This is a genomic window from Candidatus Desulfosporosinus nitrosoreducens, assembly GCF_030954495.1.
Lineage (GTDB): Bacteria > Bacillota > Desulfitobacteriia > Desulfitobacteriales > Desulfitobacteriaceae > Desulfosporosinus > Desulfosporosinus nitrosoreducens.
Genome location: NZ_JAVHUW010000046.1, coordinates 75,969 through 92,438, shown reverse-complemented (window position 1 = coordinate 92,438; position 16,470 = coordinate 75,969). Strand labels below are relative to the sequence as shown.

The window sequence follows — 16,470 nt, the reverse complement described above, 5'->3', positions numbered from 1 at the left end:
CGGGAGGAATTTATCGTGCAACAAAAGACCTTGGTACTGGGGGTAATCGGTTCGGATGTTCATGCCGTGGGAAACCGCATCCTGGACTATGCCTTCACGCAAGCCGGTTTTAAAGTGATTAACATTGGAGTGCTCTCAACCCAGGAAGAGTTTATTCACTCCGCGATTGAAACGAATGCCGATGCTTTGCTGGTCTCATCGCTTTACGGGCATGGTGAGATGGATTGCCGGGGGCTGCGTGAGAAGTGTCAGGAAAAGGGTATCGGGGATATTCTGATGTATGTAGGAGGCAACCTGGTTGTGGGTAAACAGGATTTTGAATCTGTTAAACAACGTTTTTTGGCGATGGGCTTTAATCGGGTTTACCCGCCGGGTACGATGCCTGAGATTCCGATTAAGGATTTGCGCGGGGACTTGGGGATTACGGAAAATTGAAGGGGGAATGAGCCTTGCAAGCGGTTCTTCTCATTGATTTCGGCAGCACCTATACTAAAGTTACCATTGTTGATCTCGACAGGGAAGAGGTTCTGGGCACTGCCCGGGCGGGGACAACCGTTGAGACCAACATTATGGAAGGTTTGCATGCCGCTCTGGCTCAGATACCGGAGCCGGCGGGAGGGTGGAACTTTATCCGCAAACTCGCCTGCAGCAGCGCGGCGGGCGGGCTGAAGATGATGGCCAGTGGCCTGGTCAAGGAATTGACGGCTGAAGCGGCCAGACGGGCGGCGCTAGGCGCTGGTGCGCGAGTCATGGAGATTTTCAGCTATGAACTGACAGCTCAGGACTTGGCAAAGATTATTTCTGCCAAGCCGGACATCTTTTTGCTGGCCGGAGGGACGGACGGCGGAAACAAAGAAATTATGCTTAAGAACGCGGAAATCCTCAGTACACTTCCTTTTAGTCTCCCGGTTGTGGTTGCCGGCAATAAAGCGGCAGCGGCGCAGGCTGCGGATCTCTTGAGGCGGCGGCATGATCCTGTCGTTGTTGCGGACAATGTGATGCCTGACCTTGGCGTGTTGGCGGTGGATTCGGCCCGCCTGGCGATTCGGGATATATTCCTCAGTCATATTGTCCACGCCAAGGGATTGGATAAGGCGGAAGAGTTTTTGGAGCGGATTCTGATGCCCACCCCGGCAGCGGTACTTTCAGCGGCAGAGTTGCTGGCTGAAGGGCAGGGATCAGAGCGGGGCCTGGGGGAACTCATGATTGTTGATGTCGGAGGGGCGACGACGGATGTTCACTCTATCGCCAAAGGAGAGCCGAGCAAGCCGAATGTTATGTTCAAGGGTTTGCCGGAACCTTATGCCAAACGGACGGTTGAAGGGGATCTGGGGATGCGTTACAGCTCGGAGGCCCTGGTAGAGGCCTCGGGCCGGAAATTGTACGATGTTTTGGGCTGGAGGGACGATCAGGTGGCAGCTCAATTAGAGCTGTACAAAAAAGACCCCTGGCTCATACCTCAAACTGAAGAAGAAGCCCAATTTGATCTGGCTATGGGCAGGATGGCTGTCAGCCTGGCCGTAGAACGCCATGTAGGGACGATTGAGGTTGTTTACACTCCTTTCGGGGCGACCTATGTTCAGCACGGAAAGGATTTAACACCGTTGCCTGCTGTAATCGGGACGGGAGGAGTTTTGCTTCACAACCCTCATGTTTGGGAAATTCTCAAAGGTTCCGTCTTTAACCCGGGAGAGCCGACTCTGCTTAAACCTCAAAATCCCAGCTTTTATCTCGACAAAGACTATATCCTGGCAGCTATGGGTCTGCTGCGGGAAGTGGCACCGCAGGCCGCCCTGCGGATAATGAAAAAATATGTAGTCAAACTAGAGGAGGTATAACTATGGAATTAACAGTCCGGAAAATGGACGCGGAAGAATTTCAGCGTCAGCGTCAGGAAGTCCTGGGACAATGGGAAACGGGTAAGGATGTCAACTTTGAGGAAGCGGTGGCCTATCACAAAGCGTTGCCTAAGAGCAAGATCTTTGCGGAAAAACTTGCCGAAGGTAAAGCCAAAGGGATAACCTTTGCTCAGCCCCGCGCCGGTGTCGCTCTTCTCAATGAACATATCGAGCTGCTGCGTTTTCTTCAGGATGAAGGAGGGGCGGATTTTCTGCCTTCCACTATTGATTCTTATACCCGGCAAAACCGCTATACTGAAGCGCAGTCCGGAATTGAGGAAAGCCGGTCTATTGGACGCTCTATGCTCAATGGCTTTCCGGCGGTAAACCATGGGGTTGCGGCCTGTCGCCAAGTGGTGGAGAGTGTTCAAGTGCCTGTTCAAGTACGTCATGGGACACCGGATGCCCGTTTGCTTGCCGAGGTAACCATCGCCGGAGGTTTCACCGACTATGAAGGGGGCGGGATTTCCTACAATATTCCCTATTCGAAGGATGTTTCCATAGAAAGCACGATTAAATACTGGCAGTATGTAGACCGCCTTATTGGGCTGTATGAGGAGCAAGGGGTGAAAATCAACCGTGAACCTTTCGGACCGCTGACAGGGACCCTCGTTCCCCCCTCTATTTCTCATGCTGTGGCCGTCATTGAAGGAATTCTTGCGGTGGCCCAGGGCGTGCGCAGTCTGACTCTGGGTTACGGACAGTGCGGCAATCTTATTCAGGATGTCGCCGCTTTGCATACACTTCCGGTTTTGGCGGAAGAATATCTGACGAAACTGGGCTATCCTCAAGTGATGATTACGACGGTCTTTCATCAGTGGATGGGAGGTTTCCCTCAGGATGAAGCCAAAGCTTTTGGCGTTATTTCCTGGGGAGCGGCAACCGCCGCTTTAGGCAAAGCCTCCAAAGTCATTGTTAAAACTCCTCACGAGGCTTTGGGAATACCGACCAAGGAAGCCAACGCGGCCGGGATTCGAGCTACCAAGCAGGTTTTGAGCATGTTAAAAGACCAGAGCCTGCCGATGACGGACGAACTGGCCTTAGAAGAGAAGATGATTCTGGCGGAAACTAGGGCTATCCTGGACCGGGTTCTGACTCTCGGCGAGGGGGACATGGCGGCAGGTACCGTCCGCGCTTTCCAAGCAGGCGTTATCGATGTGCCTTTCGCTCCCAGCCGCTTTAATGCGGGCAAGATTCTGCCGGCCCGTGATACCGCCGGTGCGGTGCGTGTGCTGGATTTCGGCAACATTCCTTTTGATGAGACGATTAAGGACTTTCACCGCGAACGTATCGCCAAGCGCGGACGGGATGAAGGGCGGGACCCTTCCTTCCAAATGGTCATCGACGATATTTATGCTATTGGCAAGGGGATGCTTGTGGGGCGGCCCAGGAGTTAAAGACAAGGAGGGTGCTTTTTGCGGCTTGTAAAGGACCGCCTTTGCAGGCAAGATGAGGAGGTAGTATTTGTGAAAATCATTGATGTTATAGCGTCACCAGGGCTTACCGGATTTTATTTTGACGACCAACAAGCGATTAAGGCGGGAGCGGGCCATGACGGGTTTGCTTATACCGGCGAGCCTTTAACCCCGGGTTTTAAAGCAGTTCGACAACGCGGAGAGTCCATCTCCGTCATGCTCATCCTGGAAGACGGACAGGTGGCCGCGGGGGACTGTGCCGCTGTGCAGTACTCGGGAGCCGGCGGTCGGGACCCGCTCTTTTTGGCGCAAGATTTTATTCCTATTATTCTGGAAGAGATTGCCCCCAAACTCCTGGGAAAGGAACTGGATTCGTTCCGGCAATTAGCGGGTCTTGTGGAAACTTCCAAGCGTCCCAATGGGGAGCGCTACCACACGGCCATTCGCTATGGGGTCAGCCAAGCCATCCTGGACGCGGTGGCCAAAGCTAAGAAAAAGACCATGACTGAAGTTATTTTGGCAGAATATCAACTTCCGCTGATCCTTGAGCCTGTTCCTATCTTTACTCAAACCGGGGACGACCGCTACGACAATGCCGATAAGGCGATCATCAAGCGCGCCGGGGTCTTGCCCCATGCTTTAATTAATAACGTAGCAACAAAACTTGGCGCCAAGGGCGAACTGCTTTTGGATTATGTAACCTGGCTCAGGAACCGCATTCTTACTCTCGGAGGAGAGGATTACCGTCCCGTCCTGCATATTGATGTTTATGGAACCATCGGGATCGCTTTTCAGGATGATACGCAGCGAATGGCCGAGTATTTTGCCGAGTTGGAAAAAGCGGCCGCTCCCCTCCATTTAAGAATAGAAGGTCCGATGGACGCCGGAAGTGTTGAGGGGCAAATTGCTCAATTGAAGGCTTTGCGCGTGGCCCTGAAGGAACGCGGCATAAAGGTGGAAATTGTGGCTGATGAGTGGTGCAACACTTATGAAGATATCGTGAGGTTTGTGGATGCCCAGGCGGCGGATATGGTGCAAATCAAAACTCCGGATTTGGGAGGAATTCAGAATACTATTGAAGCTGTTCTCTACGCCAAGAAATATGGTGTGGGAGCTTATGTCGGCGGGTCATGCAACGAAACGGATGCCGGCGGACGAACGGCTGTTCACGTCTCTCTGGCTGCCCGTCCGGATCAAATGCTGGCCAAGCCGGGCATGGGCGTCGATGAAGGATATATGATCGTTCACAATGAAATGAACAGGACCCTGGCGGTTTTAAGAAGAGGTGCGTCACACTAGATCAGTCTTTCTTCTTTGGAGCTTAAATAGCCTCGAAAATAGGTTTTAGTTCCACAGTAAAGCCAGGGAATACAGAGACCTCAATTATGTCTGTTTCTGTATAAGATTCAGGTCTGCCGTATTTATCATCGGGTTGTAAGGTAAAGACGTTGATGAATTTACCATCCGGCTCAACGATCCAGTATTCTTTAACCCCTGCCTGCTCGTATTTATTAAACTTCCAAACCCTGTCGTTTCTTGCTGTCGCTGGGGAAGATATTTCGATCACAAGAGTAGGGGGGCCAAAATACCCGGTACCTTTTAATCTTCCCTGATCGCAAACGACAGTAATATCGGGCTGGACAACGAAGGTTGCTTTGTCGTCGGTTTCGTTTCCTTCAGGTAACCTTAGATCAAAAGGAGAAGCAAATACCTGACAAGGCTTGTCTTTGAGATAGGCGTTGAATTGGGTTATGAGCTCTCTGGATATGGCTTGGTGCTGCCAGGTTGGTGCGAATTGCATAATGGGGACTCCGTCAATAATCTCCCAACGTTCATTTTCCGGCCATGTCAGATAATCTGAGAACGTGTATTTCTTGGTTTCCTGCTGTAAAGGCATAAATCATACCTCCTGGTCAGTAAGCTATGTGTAGAAAATCCAATTGAGTTACAATATTATACTATATTTTAGGATGCCGTAGTAACTATAGAGCGAATAGGTTCCGGCCTGCGTCGTTATTAGCATTTACCATACTATAAAATCAAAGTTTGTATCATTAACTATTGTTTAGGGCCGATTTTCTCCCGGCTTATCCTTCGGACTTAACTTTTTTAACCGGAGCCTTTACAATATAGAGTGTAAGTCTTAAACAGGGTGAGCAAGGAGAAGAAAGTTTTTATGGGCAAGATTGGTTTAACAACGACGGTTCCCGTTGAAGTGATCTATGCGGCCGGGGAGACGCCGGTAGATTTGAATAATATTTTTATTACTAATTCGGAGGCTATGAGCCGGGTGGAGGATGCCGAGCTTGCCGGTTTCCCCAGAAATGTCTGCGGCTGGATTAAAGGATTGTATTCCACGGCTCTGCATCATCCCGAAATCCGGCGGATTGTTGCCGTCACGCAAGGAGATTGCAGCAATACGCATGCTTTGATGGAAACTTGGGAAGTTGAGGGTATTCAGATTATTCCTTTTGCTTTTCCCTATGACCGTGATCATGATATGCTGCGGCTGCAAATGGATAAACTAATTACAGCTTTGGGAGCAACCTGGGAAGGCGTGAAGCAGCAAAAAAAGCGTCTGGACCAGGTTCGAGCCTTAGCTTGGGAAATTGACCGCCTGACCTGGCAGGAAAATCGTGTAAGCGGGTTTGAAAATCATCTCTATCAGGTTTCCTGTTCTGATTTCAACGGTGATCCGGAAGGGTTCGCCTGTGAGATGGAAGAATTTATTCAAAAGGTTCGGCAGAGAGAGCCTTTGTTTGCAAGCAGTCCTTCCCAGTCACGAAAAAAAGCGCGGGAAATACGTTTGGGGTTTATTGGAGTCCCGCCGATTTTTCCGGAGCTATACGATTTTCTGGAAACCCAGGGGGCCCGTGTCGTTTTTAACGAAGTTCAGAGACAATTTTCCATGCCGTTTCTAACGGGTGATGTCATTGAACAGTACAGATTATATACTTATCCTTATCAAGTTTTTCTCAGACTTGAGGATATTGCTTGTGAAGCGGAGCGGCGTCAGTTGGATGGAATCATTCACTATACCCAAAGCTTCTGTTATCGTCAAATCGAGGATTTAATTATCCGCAAAAAACTGGATTATCCGATTTTGACTTTAGAAGGAGAAAATCCAACGGGTTTGGATGCGCGGAGCAAGATGAGGATTGAGTCCTTTCTGAGTATGCTGAAGGAGTGAGGGTGCGGCGCATGACTGTACAGACTATATGCGGAATTGATTTGGGGAGCCGGAGTGTCAAAGTCGCCCTTATGCAGCTGGCAAAGGATACGGATCACTTGGAGATTCTGCGCCTGGAAAGTTTGGATACGATCCGCTTTTACCGTGAGTATGGCCGAAAGCAAGAAGGAAAGCTGGTTGTCAATTTTGCGGCTCTGGGTTTGCCTGCAGTTGACTGCCTTGTATCGACGGGTTATGGCAGGAATACCCTGGAGCTTGCCGGGGGAGAAGCTATGCCGGAGCTTAAGGCTCATGTTCTGGGCGCCATGTACCAGACGGGGCTCAGGGATTTCACCTTGGTCGATTTAGGAGGACAGGACAGCAAAATCATTCAGGTGCGCAAGGGCAGGATGATTGATTTCCTGACTAACGATAAATGTGCCGCTTCGTCGGGGCGGTATTTGGAGAATATGGCGCATGTTCTTGATATGCCTCTTGAAGAGCTCGGAGAGCATGCCGACGCTCCTGTGGAGTTGAATTCCACTTGTGCGGTGTTTGGGGAAAGCGAACTTATCGGTAAGATCGTAGAGGGTTTTCCTTTGGCGGAGCTTGCTGCGGGAGTTAATGCCACGATTGTCAAGCGAATTTTGCCTCTCCTGCGTTCTTTTGCCGGGGAGGTTCTCGTTTTCACCGGAGGGGTGGCTCACAATCGTGCCGTCAGCAAACTTCTGCAGGAAGGCACAGGCAGGCAGATCGTTATACCGCCGGAACCTCAGTTTAATGGAGCGATCGGCTGTTGTGTTGAAGGGCGCAATCTTTTAACTGGAGAAGCTTAAGGAAACGGCGCTTTTAAGCAAGCTTTTCACCTATGGAGGATGAACGATTGGTTAAGGTAACCGGTCGCGGAAACATGGAATTTCAAGATATTGTGGAAGGGCTTTGGGGTTTTTTAGTCGTCTTTGCTCTTTACCTTGGATTTGTCATAATTGCCCGCTGGTTCAAAAAATTTTTTCGGAAGAGCATACGCAAATAATTTGAGGTGAGTACAACGAAGATAACAAAAGTTGCTAAAGCTGGAACGCTGGAATCCAATGATATTCTCATTATGGTTAGGCCTAATGATTCGGGCAGCGTCGAGCTTGAACTTGAGAGTATCGTCATGCAGCAGTTTGGTGAGCAAATAAAGCAGGTGATTCTGGATAAGGTGCGGGAGATGGGGATTGCAGGGGTCACCATTAAGGCTCAAGATAAGGGTGCCTTGGATTATACGATCGGCGCCAGGGTTGAAACGGCCCTTAAAAGAGCTCTTTAGTCATTACATACTACACACTGACCGGGGTGAAATAAATGCAGAAACTTAGAAGATCCATGCTGTTTATGCCCGGCAACAATCCGGGCATGCTTCAGGATGCGGCGATTCTCGGAGCGGATTCTATTATTTTGGATTTGGAAGATGCGGTAAGTCTCACGGAAAAGGACAGTGCCCGGATTCTGGTGAGAGAGGCCATAAAAAGCCTGGATTATTCAGAGGTTGAAGTTGTGGTGAGAATCAATCCTCTGGATACGGAATTTGGAGCCGCCGATGTGGACGTTATGGCCAGGGTCAAACCGGATGCTTTGTTGGTACCCAAAGCGGCTGAAGATGGAATAAGGCAGGTTGCCGCAATGTTGGATGGGATTGAGCGGGAGGAAGGTTTTGCCGCGGGGAGCATTAAGCTCATTGCTTTGGTGGAAACCGCTTGGGGACTGGAAAGTATTTCTCAGATCATTAAGGCCTCGCAGCGGGTTGTCGGGGTTTTGTTGGGAGGAGAAGACTTAACCTCCGATCTGGGAATTAAACGGACCAAAGAGGGGGAAGAAATCTTTTATGCCCGCAGTAGGGTAGCAACCATATGCAAAGCCTTAAAGGTGGATGCTATTGATACTCCGTTTACAGATACGAATGACTGCGAGGGATTGGCCCTGGACACGGCTAAAGCCAAAAGCCTGGGGATGACGGGGAAGGCCGCGATTAATCCGAGACAGATTGAGGTAATTCACTCGGTATTTGCCCCGACGGAAGCGGATTTAAGATATGCCCTGAGGGTTCTGGCCGCCAAGAACGAGGCGGAAAAAGAGGGCAAGGGAGTATTCTCATTGGACGGCAAAATGGTGGACGCTCCTGTGATTAATCGAGCAATCACTACGCTGGAACTTGGTCAAAGATTGGGACTGATTGAGTAGCTTCCTCTAGGTTGGGATACGAAGAAATATTTTCGGAGACTGATTGACGTTTCCTTAAGAAAGGAGAAAAATGAATACGCAAACATCCGTCAACACAGGCAAAAAATCAAAGATTATAAAAACAGCTTTAGGGCGGGAACTTCCCGACTTTATCGCAGGATACGGAGAAGTTAAGCCGTTCCAGGGAGTATCAAGCGGCAGCAAGCTGAGGACAAGGAAGGCTGTTGCCCTGACGAGTGTTTTTCCTGATGAGAAGAAGGTCTTTAAAGATCTGGAAGAAGTTTTGGATAAACTTCAGATCAGGGACGGAATGACCATCTCCTTTCATCATCATTTGAGAAACGGGGACTATGTTTTGAACATGGTCATGGAGGCGCTGGCCAAGCGCGGGCTTAAGGATTTGACAGTTGCCGCCAGTTCTATTTTCCCAATTCATGAACCGCTTGTTAAACATATAGAAAATCAGGTAGTGACTGGGATTGCGGCCAATTACATCTCAGGTCCCGTTGCCGAAGCAATATCAGAGGGCAAATTAAAAAAACCTGCTCTTATGCAGACTCACGGGGGACGGGCAAGAGCCCTTGAAAGCGGGGATCTGCAAGTTGATGTGGCTTTTTTGGCGGCCCCTGCCGCAGATAGCTACGGCAATATCAATGGTGTCCAGGGCAAATCGGCTTGCGGGACGCTGGGGTATGCCGTTGCCGATGCGGAGTACGCCGCCAGGACGGTGGCAATTACGGACAATTTAGTGGCTTACCCTGCTTGCCCGATTGAAATAAGCCAGATTTATGTCGATTATGTGGTTCAAGTTGAATCAATCGGCGATCCGGGAGGAATTGTCTCCGGAACCACTAAAATTACCAAAGACCCCGTGGCTTTGAAAATTGCTAAATTGGCGGCGGAAGTGATCAAGGCTTCCGGTTTGCTCAAAGACGGGATGTCTTTTCAAACCGGAGCCGGCGGAACATCTCTGGCAGTTGCCGCAGAGCTTGCCAAGGTTATGCGCCGGGATCATGTGACCGGAAGCTTCGCTGCCGGTGGGATCACCGGATATCTTGTAGAGATGCTGCAAGAAGGATTATTCAGGACGCTTTTTGATGTGCAGTGTTTTGATTTAAAAGCGGTAGAGTCGTATAGAGATGATGTCAGACATCAATTTATGTCCGCGTCGATGTACGGCAACCCTCATACTAAGGGAGCAGTCGTTAATAACCTGGATATTATGATTTTAGGGGCGACAGAAATCGATCTTGATTTTAATGTTAACGTTACAACAGGCTCCAATGGAGTGATTATGGGCGGTTCCGGGGGACACAGCGACACGGCGGCCGGCGCTAAACTTGCGCTTGTTGTGACGAATTTGCTGAAGGCCCGGCTCCCGATTATCAAGGATCAGGTTATGACTGTGACAACTCCCGGGGAAAGTATCGACGTTGTCGTGACGGAGCGGGGAATCGCGGTTAATCCCCAAAGAGCAGATCTCATTGAGACGCTGAGCAAAACAAAGCTTCCTTTGCTAACGATCGGCGAGCTGAAAGCCTTGGCAGAAAAGATCACCGGCCTTCCTAAACCGGTTCCAACCTCGGAGGAGATAGTAGCCGTTGTGGAATACCGGGATGGAACTGTTATTGACGTGGTGAGGAAAGTTCTTTAAAAGGAGCAAGCCAGATGTATGAACACAGGCTGGAATGGGTTAACTTAAATAATCTGTTGGAACGGCGGGAAGTTGAAACCTTTCTGCAGGGCTTTGATTTAATTTTGGATCGCGATGTGGATTACACTGTGGCAATAAGGGATGAAAGCTCAGCCCTTATTGCCACTTGTTCCAAAGCCAGGAATGTCTTGAAATGTTTTGCGGTAGCTAAAGAGCATAGGGGGGAAGGGATAACTTCCGTTTTGATTTCTGCTTTGATCGACAAGCTCTTTAGTCAAGGCATATATCACAGCTTTATTTTTACCAAACCTGCTAATGTCCACATTTTTACGAATTTTAATTTTAAGCCGGTTCATACGACTTCAGATGTGGCCCTCCTGGAAAATGGCCTGTATGATATCACCAGTGCCTTAGAAGCTATGAAAAAAAGCTATAATCTTGGGGAAACGGCAAAGACGGCTTTGGTTATGAACTGCAATCCCTTTACCCTTGGGCATCAATACTTGATTGAGGAGGCAGCCAGGAATAGCCGCGAGGTGCTTGTCTTTGTCGTCGAGGAAAATCAGTCTTTGTTTCCTTTTGCGGCCAGATATGCCATGGTGGTTGCGGGAACAGAACATTTGAAAAATGTCAAGGTGTTACCAAGCGGTGAATATATCATATCCTCGGCTACGTTTCCTTCTTACTTTCTAAAAGAAGAGGGGGAAAGACTCAAGGCGTACACGGAATTGGACGCCGCTATTTTTGGCCGCTATTTCTGTAAGCTTTTAAATATAACAAAGAGATACGTGGGAGAAGAGCCTTATTGCCAAGTGACTCAGGCTTACAATAAAGCTCTCCAAGGCATCCTTCCCGGCTATGGAGTCCAGCTGCAGGAAGTTAAGAGAAAATTATGGCGGGGTGTTCCTATCAGCGCCACTAAGGTTCGGGAACTTTTAAAAGAAGGAAATGGACCGGCCGGACTTGAGGTGCTGAAGGAACTTTTGCCTGAGGTTACTCTGAGGTTTCTGGATTCGAATCTCGGCAAGGAGATCATAGAGGGTCTGAGACGCAGCCCCTCTCCGTGCTGAGCAATGAGGGAATACACAGCTGCTGAACTGCTTGCTGCCAGGGAGCTGCGCGCCGCTATGATCCAAAAGCTGGTGGAACACTATCATACTCCCCTGTTAGTAATGAGGGTTAACTATCCCGGGCTAAAAAAGATGAATGAGCTGACCTTGAAGATTATTCAGGATATGAGCGCTTGGCTTTGCAGGATACTCGGGGAAAAGATATGTTTTACATCGTTGCAGCGAGGGGCGGAAGGCCCGATTTTTCTGGCTGCGGTTGCCGAGGATGCCCTGATTTTAAAGAAAGCAGCGATTAATTGGGAAGAACAGCATATTCTCGGACGTTGTCTAGACCTCGATGTTTATGACAATTCAGGCAAAGGTATAAGCAGGCTGGAACTTGGCTTTCCGGGAAGGAAATGCTATCTTTGCGAGGATTTCGCCCGCTATTGTGTCCGGGCAAGGCGCCACAGCGAGCGTGAGGTTATCCAATATATCGAGGATAAATTCAGAGAATATTGCAACTCAGAAGATAGAGAGAAAATCTGGAGCAAGAATGGAGTCATTCGGTGTGAACGTGGAGAGACAGAGTTGTATAGGCGACCCGGCAATTAACATAGCAAGTCTGGCTGTCCAAGCGATGCTTTATGAAGCCGCTTGCAATCCGTCGCCCGGGTTGGTTTCCAGCAGCTCCGGCGGCGCCCATAGCGATATGGATTATTTCACTTTTTTAGACAGTACCGCCGCTCTGATCAGCCCTTTGCTGCATTGTGCCGAAGCGGGATTTTCTCCGCACAGCCCTAAACAGATCTTTGAGCAAATCAGGCAGATTGGGCAATTAGGCGAGTGCCGTATGTTCCATAAAACTGCCGGCGTTAATACTCATAAAGGAGCATTGTTTTCTCTGGGAATTTGCTGTGCCGCCGGAGGGAAAGCTTTGCACTCGGGCGCTCATTTTTCAACTCTGCGGAGTATTATTCAGGAGATGACCGCAGGCTTAGTGGAAAGAGAACTGCGGGCAAAAGTCAGTGAACTGGAACTCCTTTCTGCCCCGGCTTTGACTCATGGCGAAAGACTATTCCTGCGCTACAAAACCGAAGGGATTCGGGGAGAGGCGGAAAGAGGCTTTCCTACGGTCTTTGGCATGTCTCTGGCATTTTATCGGGAAAACTTTGATTTAAGCCGGAACTTGAGGCTGGTGCAGACTCTTCTGGCCATTATGCGGTTTTGCGAGGATACGACAATTTTGCACCGCCATTCTTTAGCGATGTTAAAAGAAGTTCAGGAGAGGGCTAAGCAGGTCATTTTCCTGGGGGGTGTGAGAACGTCCGCAGGGATGCAAGAGATTAAAAAGATGGATGAGAATTTTTGCCGGCGCAAAATCAGTCCCGGCGGAAGTGCCGATTTGTTGGGGGTAACTGTTTTTCTGCAGCTCTTAGAAAGTTGCTGGGACAGCCTTGAGTCCTGCCGGAGAGGAAAAGAATGCGGTGGGTTAAACATTAAATAAAATAACATTAAAATGAGACTGGCCTTGGTGTGCTTAGTCTCATTTTTGTTTGTGCGGCAAACTGTTTTTGTGAAAAATGTTTGCCGCAAAGGGAGGATTATGCACCTTCGAACAAGAATAATAGAGAAATACAATAGGTGCGAAAAATTTGTCGTTTTCTAGTGCGCGAACATTTGCTTAGAAATTACTTATATAGATAAGGATGCTTTGGGCTGGGATTAGCGAAAAAAGACTCAAACCAATCAGGGATTAACAATAATGCTTTAAAAAACTTAGGGGGGTAATTCATGAAAAGGCATAGTCTCAAATTAATGGTTATAATACTCTGCTTATTGGTTTCAACTGTAATATTTCCGAAGAACAGTTTAGCCTTAACGACTCCAGCGGCACCGACGAATCTTACAGCCACTGCTGTCAGCAGCAGCCAGGTATATTTGACTTGGGACCCTGTAGGCTCTACAACCGGCTATTATATTTATAGATCAACCTCAGCTGCAGGGAATTATTCCATTGTTGCTTCACCGGCTACTAACAGCTATACCGATTCCGGGCTGTCACCGGGTACGGCTTATTATTACAAAGTCAAAGCGGCCAACATTCTTGGAGTAGGCAGCGATTCGGCCATAGTTTATGTAGTAACGGTCAGTTCCGGAAGCACTGCTGCTCTCACGGCACCGGCCAATCTTACGGCGACAGTTGCCAGCAGCAGTCAGATCTACCTGACCTGGAGTTCAGTAAGTTATGCCACTTCCTACTATGTTTATCGGGCGACTTCGTCGTCCGCCGTCTATACCATGGTTGGAGCGCCGACAACTACAAGCTGGACAGATACCGGTCTGACGCTGAATACGACTTATTATTACAAGATACAAGCCGTAAGCGGCAGCGGCGTAAGTGCTTATTCCTCCATAGCCTATGCGACAACGACTAATTCGAGTCTCATTCCTTCAGCACCGGCAAATCTGACGGCTACATTTACAGGCAGCAATCAAATCTATTTAAGCTGGACCCCTGTTAGTTATGCGACCTATTATTATGTTTACAGAGCCACCTCATCCTCCGGACCTTTCACCAGTATTGGTGCGCCGGCAACTACCAATTTCACGGACTCCAATGTGCCTCAAAATACGGTTTATTATTATAAGGTTCAGGCTGCCAATAGTACCGGAACGAGTCCGAATTCCGCAATTGTGTATGCGACGACCAATTCTTCCTACAGTGTACCGCCGGCGCCGAGCAATATTGTGGCTACGGCTGTAAGTGTCAATCAAGTATACCTAACCTGGGATTCCGTAAGCAATGCGACCTATTATTATGTCTACAGGTCGACATCACCCTATGGAACTTACTCCATGATAGGTGTGCCAACAACGACAAATTATACGGACTCCACTGTGACGGCGAACACAACTTACTATTATAAGCTGCAGGCTGTGGGCAGCGCCGGATCAAGCTCGGATTCAATCATAGTCAATGTGACGACGACTATGTCCGGCAGTGCGCTGACGCCGCCGGCAAGCCTTACTGCTACGGTTATCAGCAGCAATCAAGTATACCTGAATTGGTATCCGGTCAGTTACGCAAACTATTATTCTGTCTATAGGTCTACATCTCTAAGCGGAACGTACACTATCGTCGGTGTACCGACAACTGCAAATTACACGGACTCAACCGTCTCGGCAAACACTACGTATTATTATAAGGTAGAAGCTGTAGGCAGTGGCGGGTCAAGTCCGGATTCCTCGATAGTTTACGCCACAACGACTACTTTGAACGGTGCTTTGCCGGCGCCGACCGATGTTACAGCGACGGCCTCAAGCAGCACTCAAATCTATCTAACCTGGAGCCCCGTCAGTAGTGCAACCTATTATTATGTCTACAGGTCGACCTCCTTTTCCGGTAACTACAGCACTATCGGTATACCGACGTCTACAAACATCACAGATACCGGCCTGTCGCCGAACACGACTTATTATTACAAAGTAGTGGCTGTAGGCAGCACAGGACCAAGCTCAGATTCGGCTATAGTAAGTGCGAACACGACCGTTGTGAACGGAGTTTTGCCGGTTCCGGCAAATGTCACTGCGACGGATGTAAGCGGCAGTCAGATCTACTTGACCTGGAGCCCTGTCAGCAATGCAACATCCTATTATGTTTACAGATCAACCTCTCCTTCGGACACCTATGCCAACATTGCTACGGTCACGACCCCATATTATACGGACTCCGGTCTGTCCGTAAATACTGCTTATTATTACGAAATCCAAGCGGTAGCCAGTACAGGGGTAAGCTCTTACTCGTCGGTAGTCTCGGCAACGACTTCGGGAGCGGTCAGCAATCCCCCGGCGGATTCATCTCAGATTCCTGCGGGACGATTGGCGGGGGAAGATTTGTACGGCACCTCCGCAGAGGTTGCCAAATCCGGCTGGAATACTTCCTACTACGCTATACTGGTAAGCGGGGAGAACTTTACCGATGCCTTATGCAGCGCGCCCTTTGCGCTGAAACATAACGCGCCTTTGTTGCTGACGGGCAAAGATGCTTTAAACGATCAAACAAAAACCCAGCTTTCGCGTTTAAAGGTGAAAGAAGTCTTTATCATCGGCGGCGTGGGTGTTATCTCTTCGAATGTCGAACAAAGTATTAAAAGTATGGGAATTGATGTGTCAAGGATTGCGGGGAATGATTGTTATGAGACATCTGTTAAGATTGCCCAGGCGATGGGGCAGACGAGCCAGGCAATTATCGCCAGCAGCCAAAGCTTTTCCGATGCCTTGTCAATTGCTCCTATTGCGGCCATGAAAGGAATCCCCATTCTTCTGACGGCCAAAGACGCTCTTTCCGACAGTGTGAAAAGCTATTTGAAAAATGTTCAGAGTTCTTATGTTGTGGGTGGGACGGGAGTAATAAGTGACAATGTCTTTAGTCAACTTCCTTCTCCCAAACGATTAAGCGGAAATGACAAATATGAAACAAATGTCAGCGTTATTAAAGAATTTGCCAATGACCTGGATTTTAGTACTTGCTATCTGTCTACCGGTGAAAACTTTGCCGATGCTTTGTCCGGCTCGGCTCTGGCTTCATTGACGAATTCACCGCTTTTCCTGGTAAGCAACCCCGTAGAACAGTCAACAATCGATTATTTCGGAAGCATAATGGGCAATATCAAGAAAGAAGTTATTTTCGGGGGAACTGTTGTTGTGCCGGATAGTATTCTGACGACTCTCAATGGAGCCTCCGCCGTATCAGGCACATTATCCGCACCTATCTACCTGACAGCATCTACGGTAAGTTCCGGTCAAATAAATCTTTCCTGGGATTCAGTGGACGGAGCAACCTCCTATTATATCTACGGATCAACCTCGTCCTCCGGAACTTACACGCATCTGGCGACGGTGACCACGACAAGCTATGCGAATACCGGTCTTTGGGCGGATACCACCTATTACTACAAGGTGCAAGCTGTCAATAGCAGCGGTTCAGGTCCCTATTCGCCGATAGCTTCCGCGACAACGAATTCCTAAAACCAAAAATCCTAGAATTGCGGCAGCTTTC

Annotated in this window: 15 protein-coding genes; 14 read left to right on the top strand and 1 reads right to left on the bottom strand. The window is 48.9% G+C overall.

The window, feature by feature from the left end:
* The first annotated feature begins 15 nt into the window (after positions 1-15).
* The 4 genes from glmS (at position 16) to REC12_RS09735 (ending at position 4,612) form a co-directional block, all read left to right on the top strand.
* Complete coding sequence (glmS, locus tag REC12_RS09750) at positions 16-435, top strand: methylaspartate mutase subunit S (RefSeq protein WP_308893954.1); 420 nt, start codon at positions 16-18, stop codon at positions 433-435.
* Positions 436-449: 14 nt separating this feature from the next.
* Positions 450-1,838 carry a methylaspartate mutase accessory protein GlmL gene (gene glmL / locus REC12_RS09745; RefSeq protein ID WP_308893953.1) on the top strand — a complete coding sequence of 463 codons (1,389 nt, stop codon included), beginning with the start codon at positions 450-452 and terminating at the stop codon, positions 1,836-1,838.
* Between the two features lie 2 nt (positions 1,839-1,840).
* On the top strand, positions 1,841-3,295 hold the full coding sequence (locus tag REC12_RS09740; RefSeq protein ID WP_308893951.1) for a methylaspartate mutase subunit E: 1,455 nt from the start codon (positions 1,841-1,843) through the stop codon (positions 3,293-3,295).
* Between the two features lie 69 nt (positions 3,296-3,364).
* Positions 3,365-4,612: a methylaspartate ammonia-lyase gene (locus REC12_RS09735; protein ID WP_308893950.1), complete on the top strand. Its 1,248-nt coding sequence runs from the start codon at positions 3,365-3,367 to the stop codon at positions 4,610-4,612.
* A gap of 22 nt (positions 4,613-4,634) precedes the next feature.
* Here the strand turns inward: REC12_RS09735 and REC12_RS09730 are convergent, their stop codons facing one another.
* Positions 4,635-5,210, bottom strand: a complete 576-nt coding sequence (locus REC12_RS09730; RefSeq protein WP_308893949.1) for a Uma2 family endonuclease — start codon at positions 5,208-5,210, stop codon at positions 4,635-4,637.
* Positions 5,211-5,489: 279 nt separating this feature from the next.
* Between REC12_RS09730 and REC12_RS09725 the strand changes: the two genes are divergently transcribed.
* From REC12_RS09725 to REC12_RS09680, 10 genes are all read left to right on the top strand, one after another.
* On the top strand, positions 5,490-6,503 hold the full coding sequence (locus tag REC12_RS09725) for a 2-hydroxyacyl-CoA dehydratase family protein (protein WP_308893948.1): 1,014 nt from the start codon (positions 5,490-5,492) through the stop codon (positions 6,501-6,503).
* 11 nt (positions 6,504-6,514) lie between these two features.
* A complete protein-coding gene (locus REC12_RS09720) occupies positions 6,515-7,318 on the top strand; it encodes an acyl-CoA dehydratase activase (protein WP_308893947.1) in 804 nt (267 codons plus the stop codon).
* Between the two features lie 47 nt (positions 7,319-7,365).
* Positions 7,366-7,515, top strand: coding sequence for a hypothetical protein (locus tag REC12_RS09715; RefSeq protein ID WP_308893946.1), 150 nt, complete (start codon positions 7,366-7,368; stop codon positions 7,513-7,515).
* Positions 7,516-7,521: 6 nt separating this feature from the next.
* Positions 7,522-7,794 (top strand): citrate lyase acyl carrier protein, encoded by a 273-nt coding sequence (gene citD / locus REC12_RS09710; protein WP_308893945.1) that lies wholly within the window; start codon positions 7,522-7,524, stop codon positions 7,792-7,794.
* Positions 7,795-7,829: 35 nt separating this feature from the next.
* Positions 7,830-8,705, top strand: coding sequence for an HpcH/HpaI aldolase/citrate lyase family protein (locus REC12_RS09705; protein WP_308893943.1), 876 nt, complete (start codon positions 7,830-7,832; stop codon positions 8,703-8,705).
* 70 nt (positions 8,706-8,775) lie between these two features.
* Positions 8,776-10,359: a citrate lyase subunit alpha gene (gene citF, locus REC12_RS09700; protein ID WP_374214195.1), complete on the top strand. Its 1,584-nt coding sequence runs from the start codon at positions 8,776-8,778 to the stop codon at positions 10,357-10,359.
* Positions 10,360-10,373: 14 nt separating this feature from the next.
* Positions 10,374-11,429 (top strand): [citrate (pro-3S)-lyase] ligase, encoded by a 1,056-nt coding sequence (gene citC / locus REC12_RS09695; protein WP_308893941.1) that lies wholly within the window; start codon positions 10,374-10,376, stop codon positions 11,427-11,429.
* A 3-nt stretch (positions 11,430-11,432) separates the two neighbouring features.
* Entirely contained in the window at positions 11,433-12,023 is a 591-nt protein-coding gene (citX, locus tag REC12_RS09690) for a citrate lyase holo-[acyl-carrier protein] synthase (RefSeq protein ID WP_308893940.1), read from the top strand.
* Positions 11,980-12,915 (top strand): triphosphoribosyl-dephospho-CoA synthase CitG, encoded by a 936-nt coding sequence (gene citG / locus REC12_RS09685; protein WP_308893938.1) that lies wholly within the window; start codon positions 11,980-11,982, stop codon positions 12,913-12,915. Before citX ends, citG begins: the two co-directional genes overlap by 44 nt.
* Before the next feature lie 287 nt (positions 12,916-13,202).
* The gene (locus REC12_RS09680; RefSeq protein WP_308893936.1) at positions 13,203-16,439 is read left to right on the top strand and encodes a cell wall-binding repeat-containing protein; all 3,237 of its coding nucleotides are present in this window, start codon (positions 13,203-13,205) and stop codon (positions 16,437-16,439) included.
* The last annotated feature ends 31 nt before the right edge of the window (positions 16,440-16,470 follow it).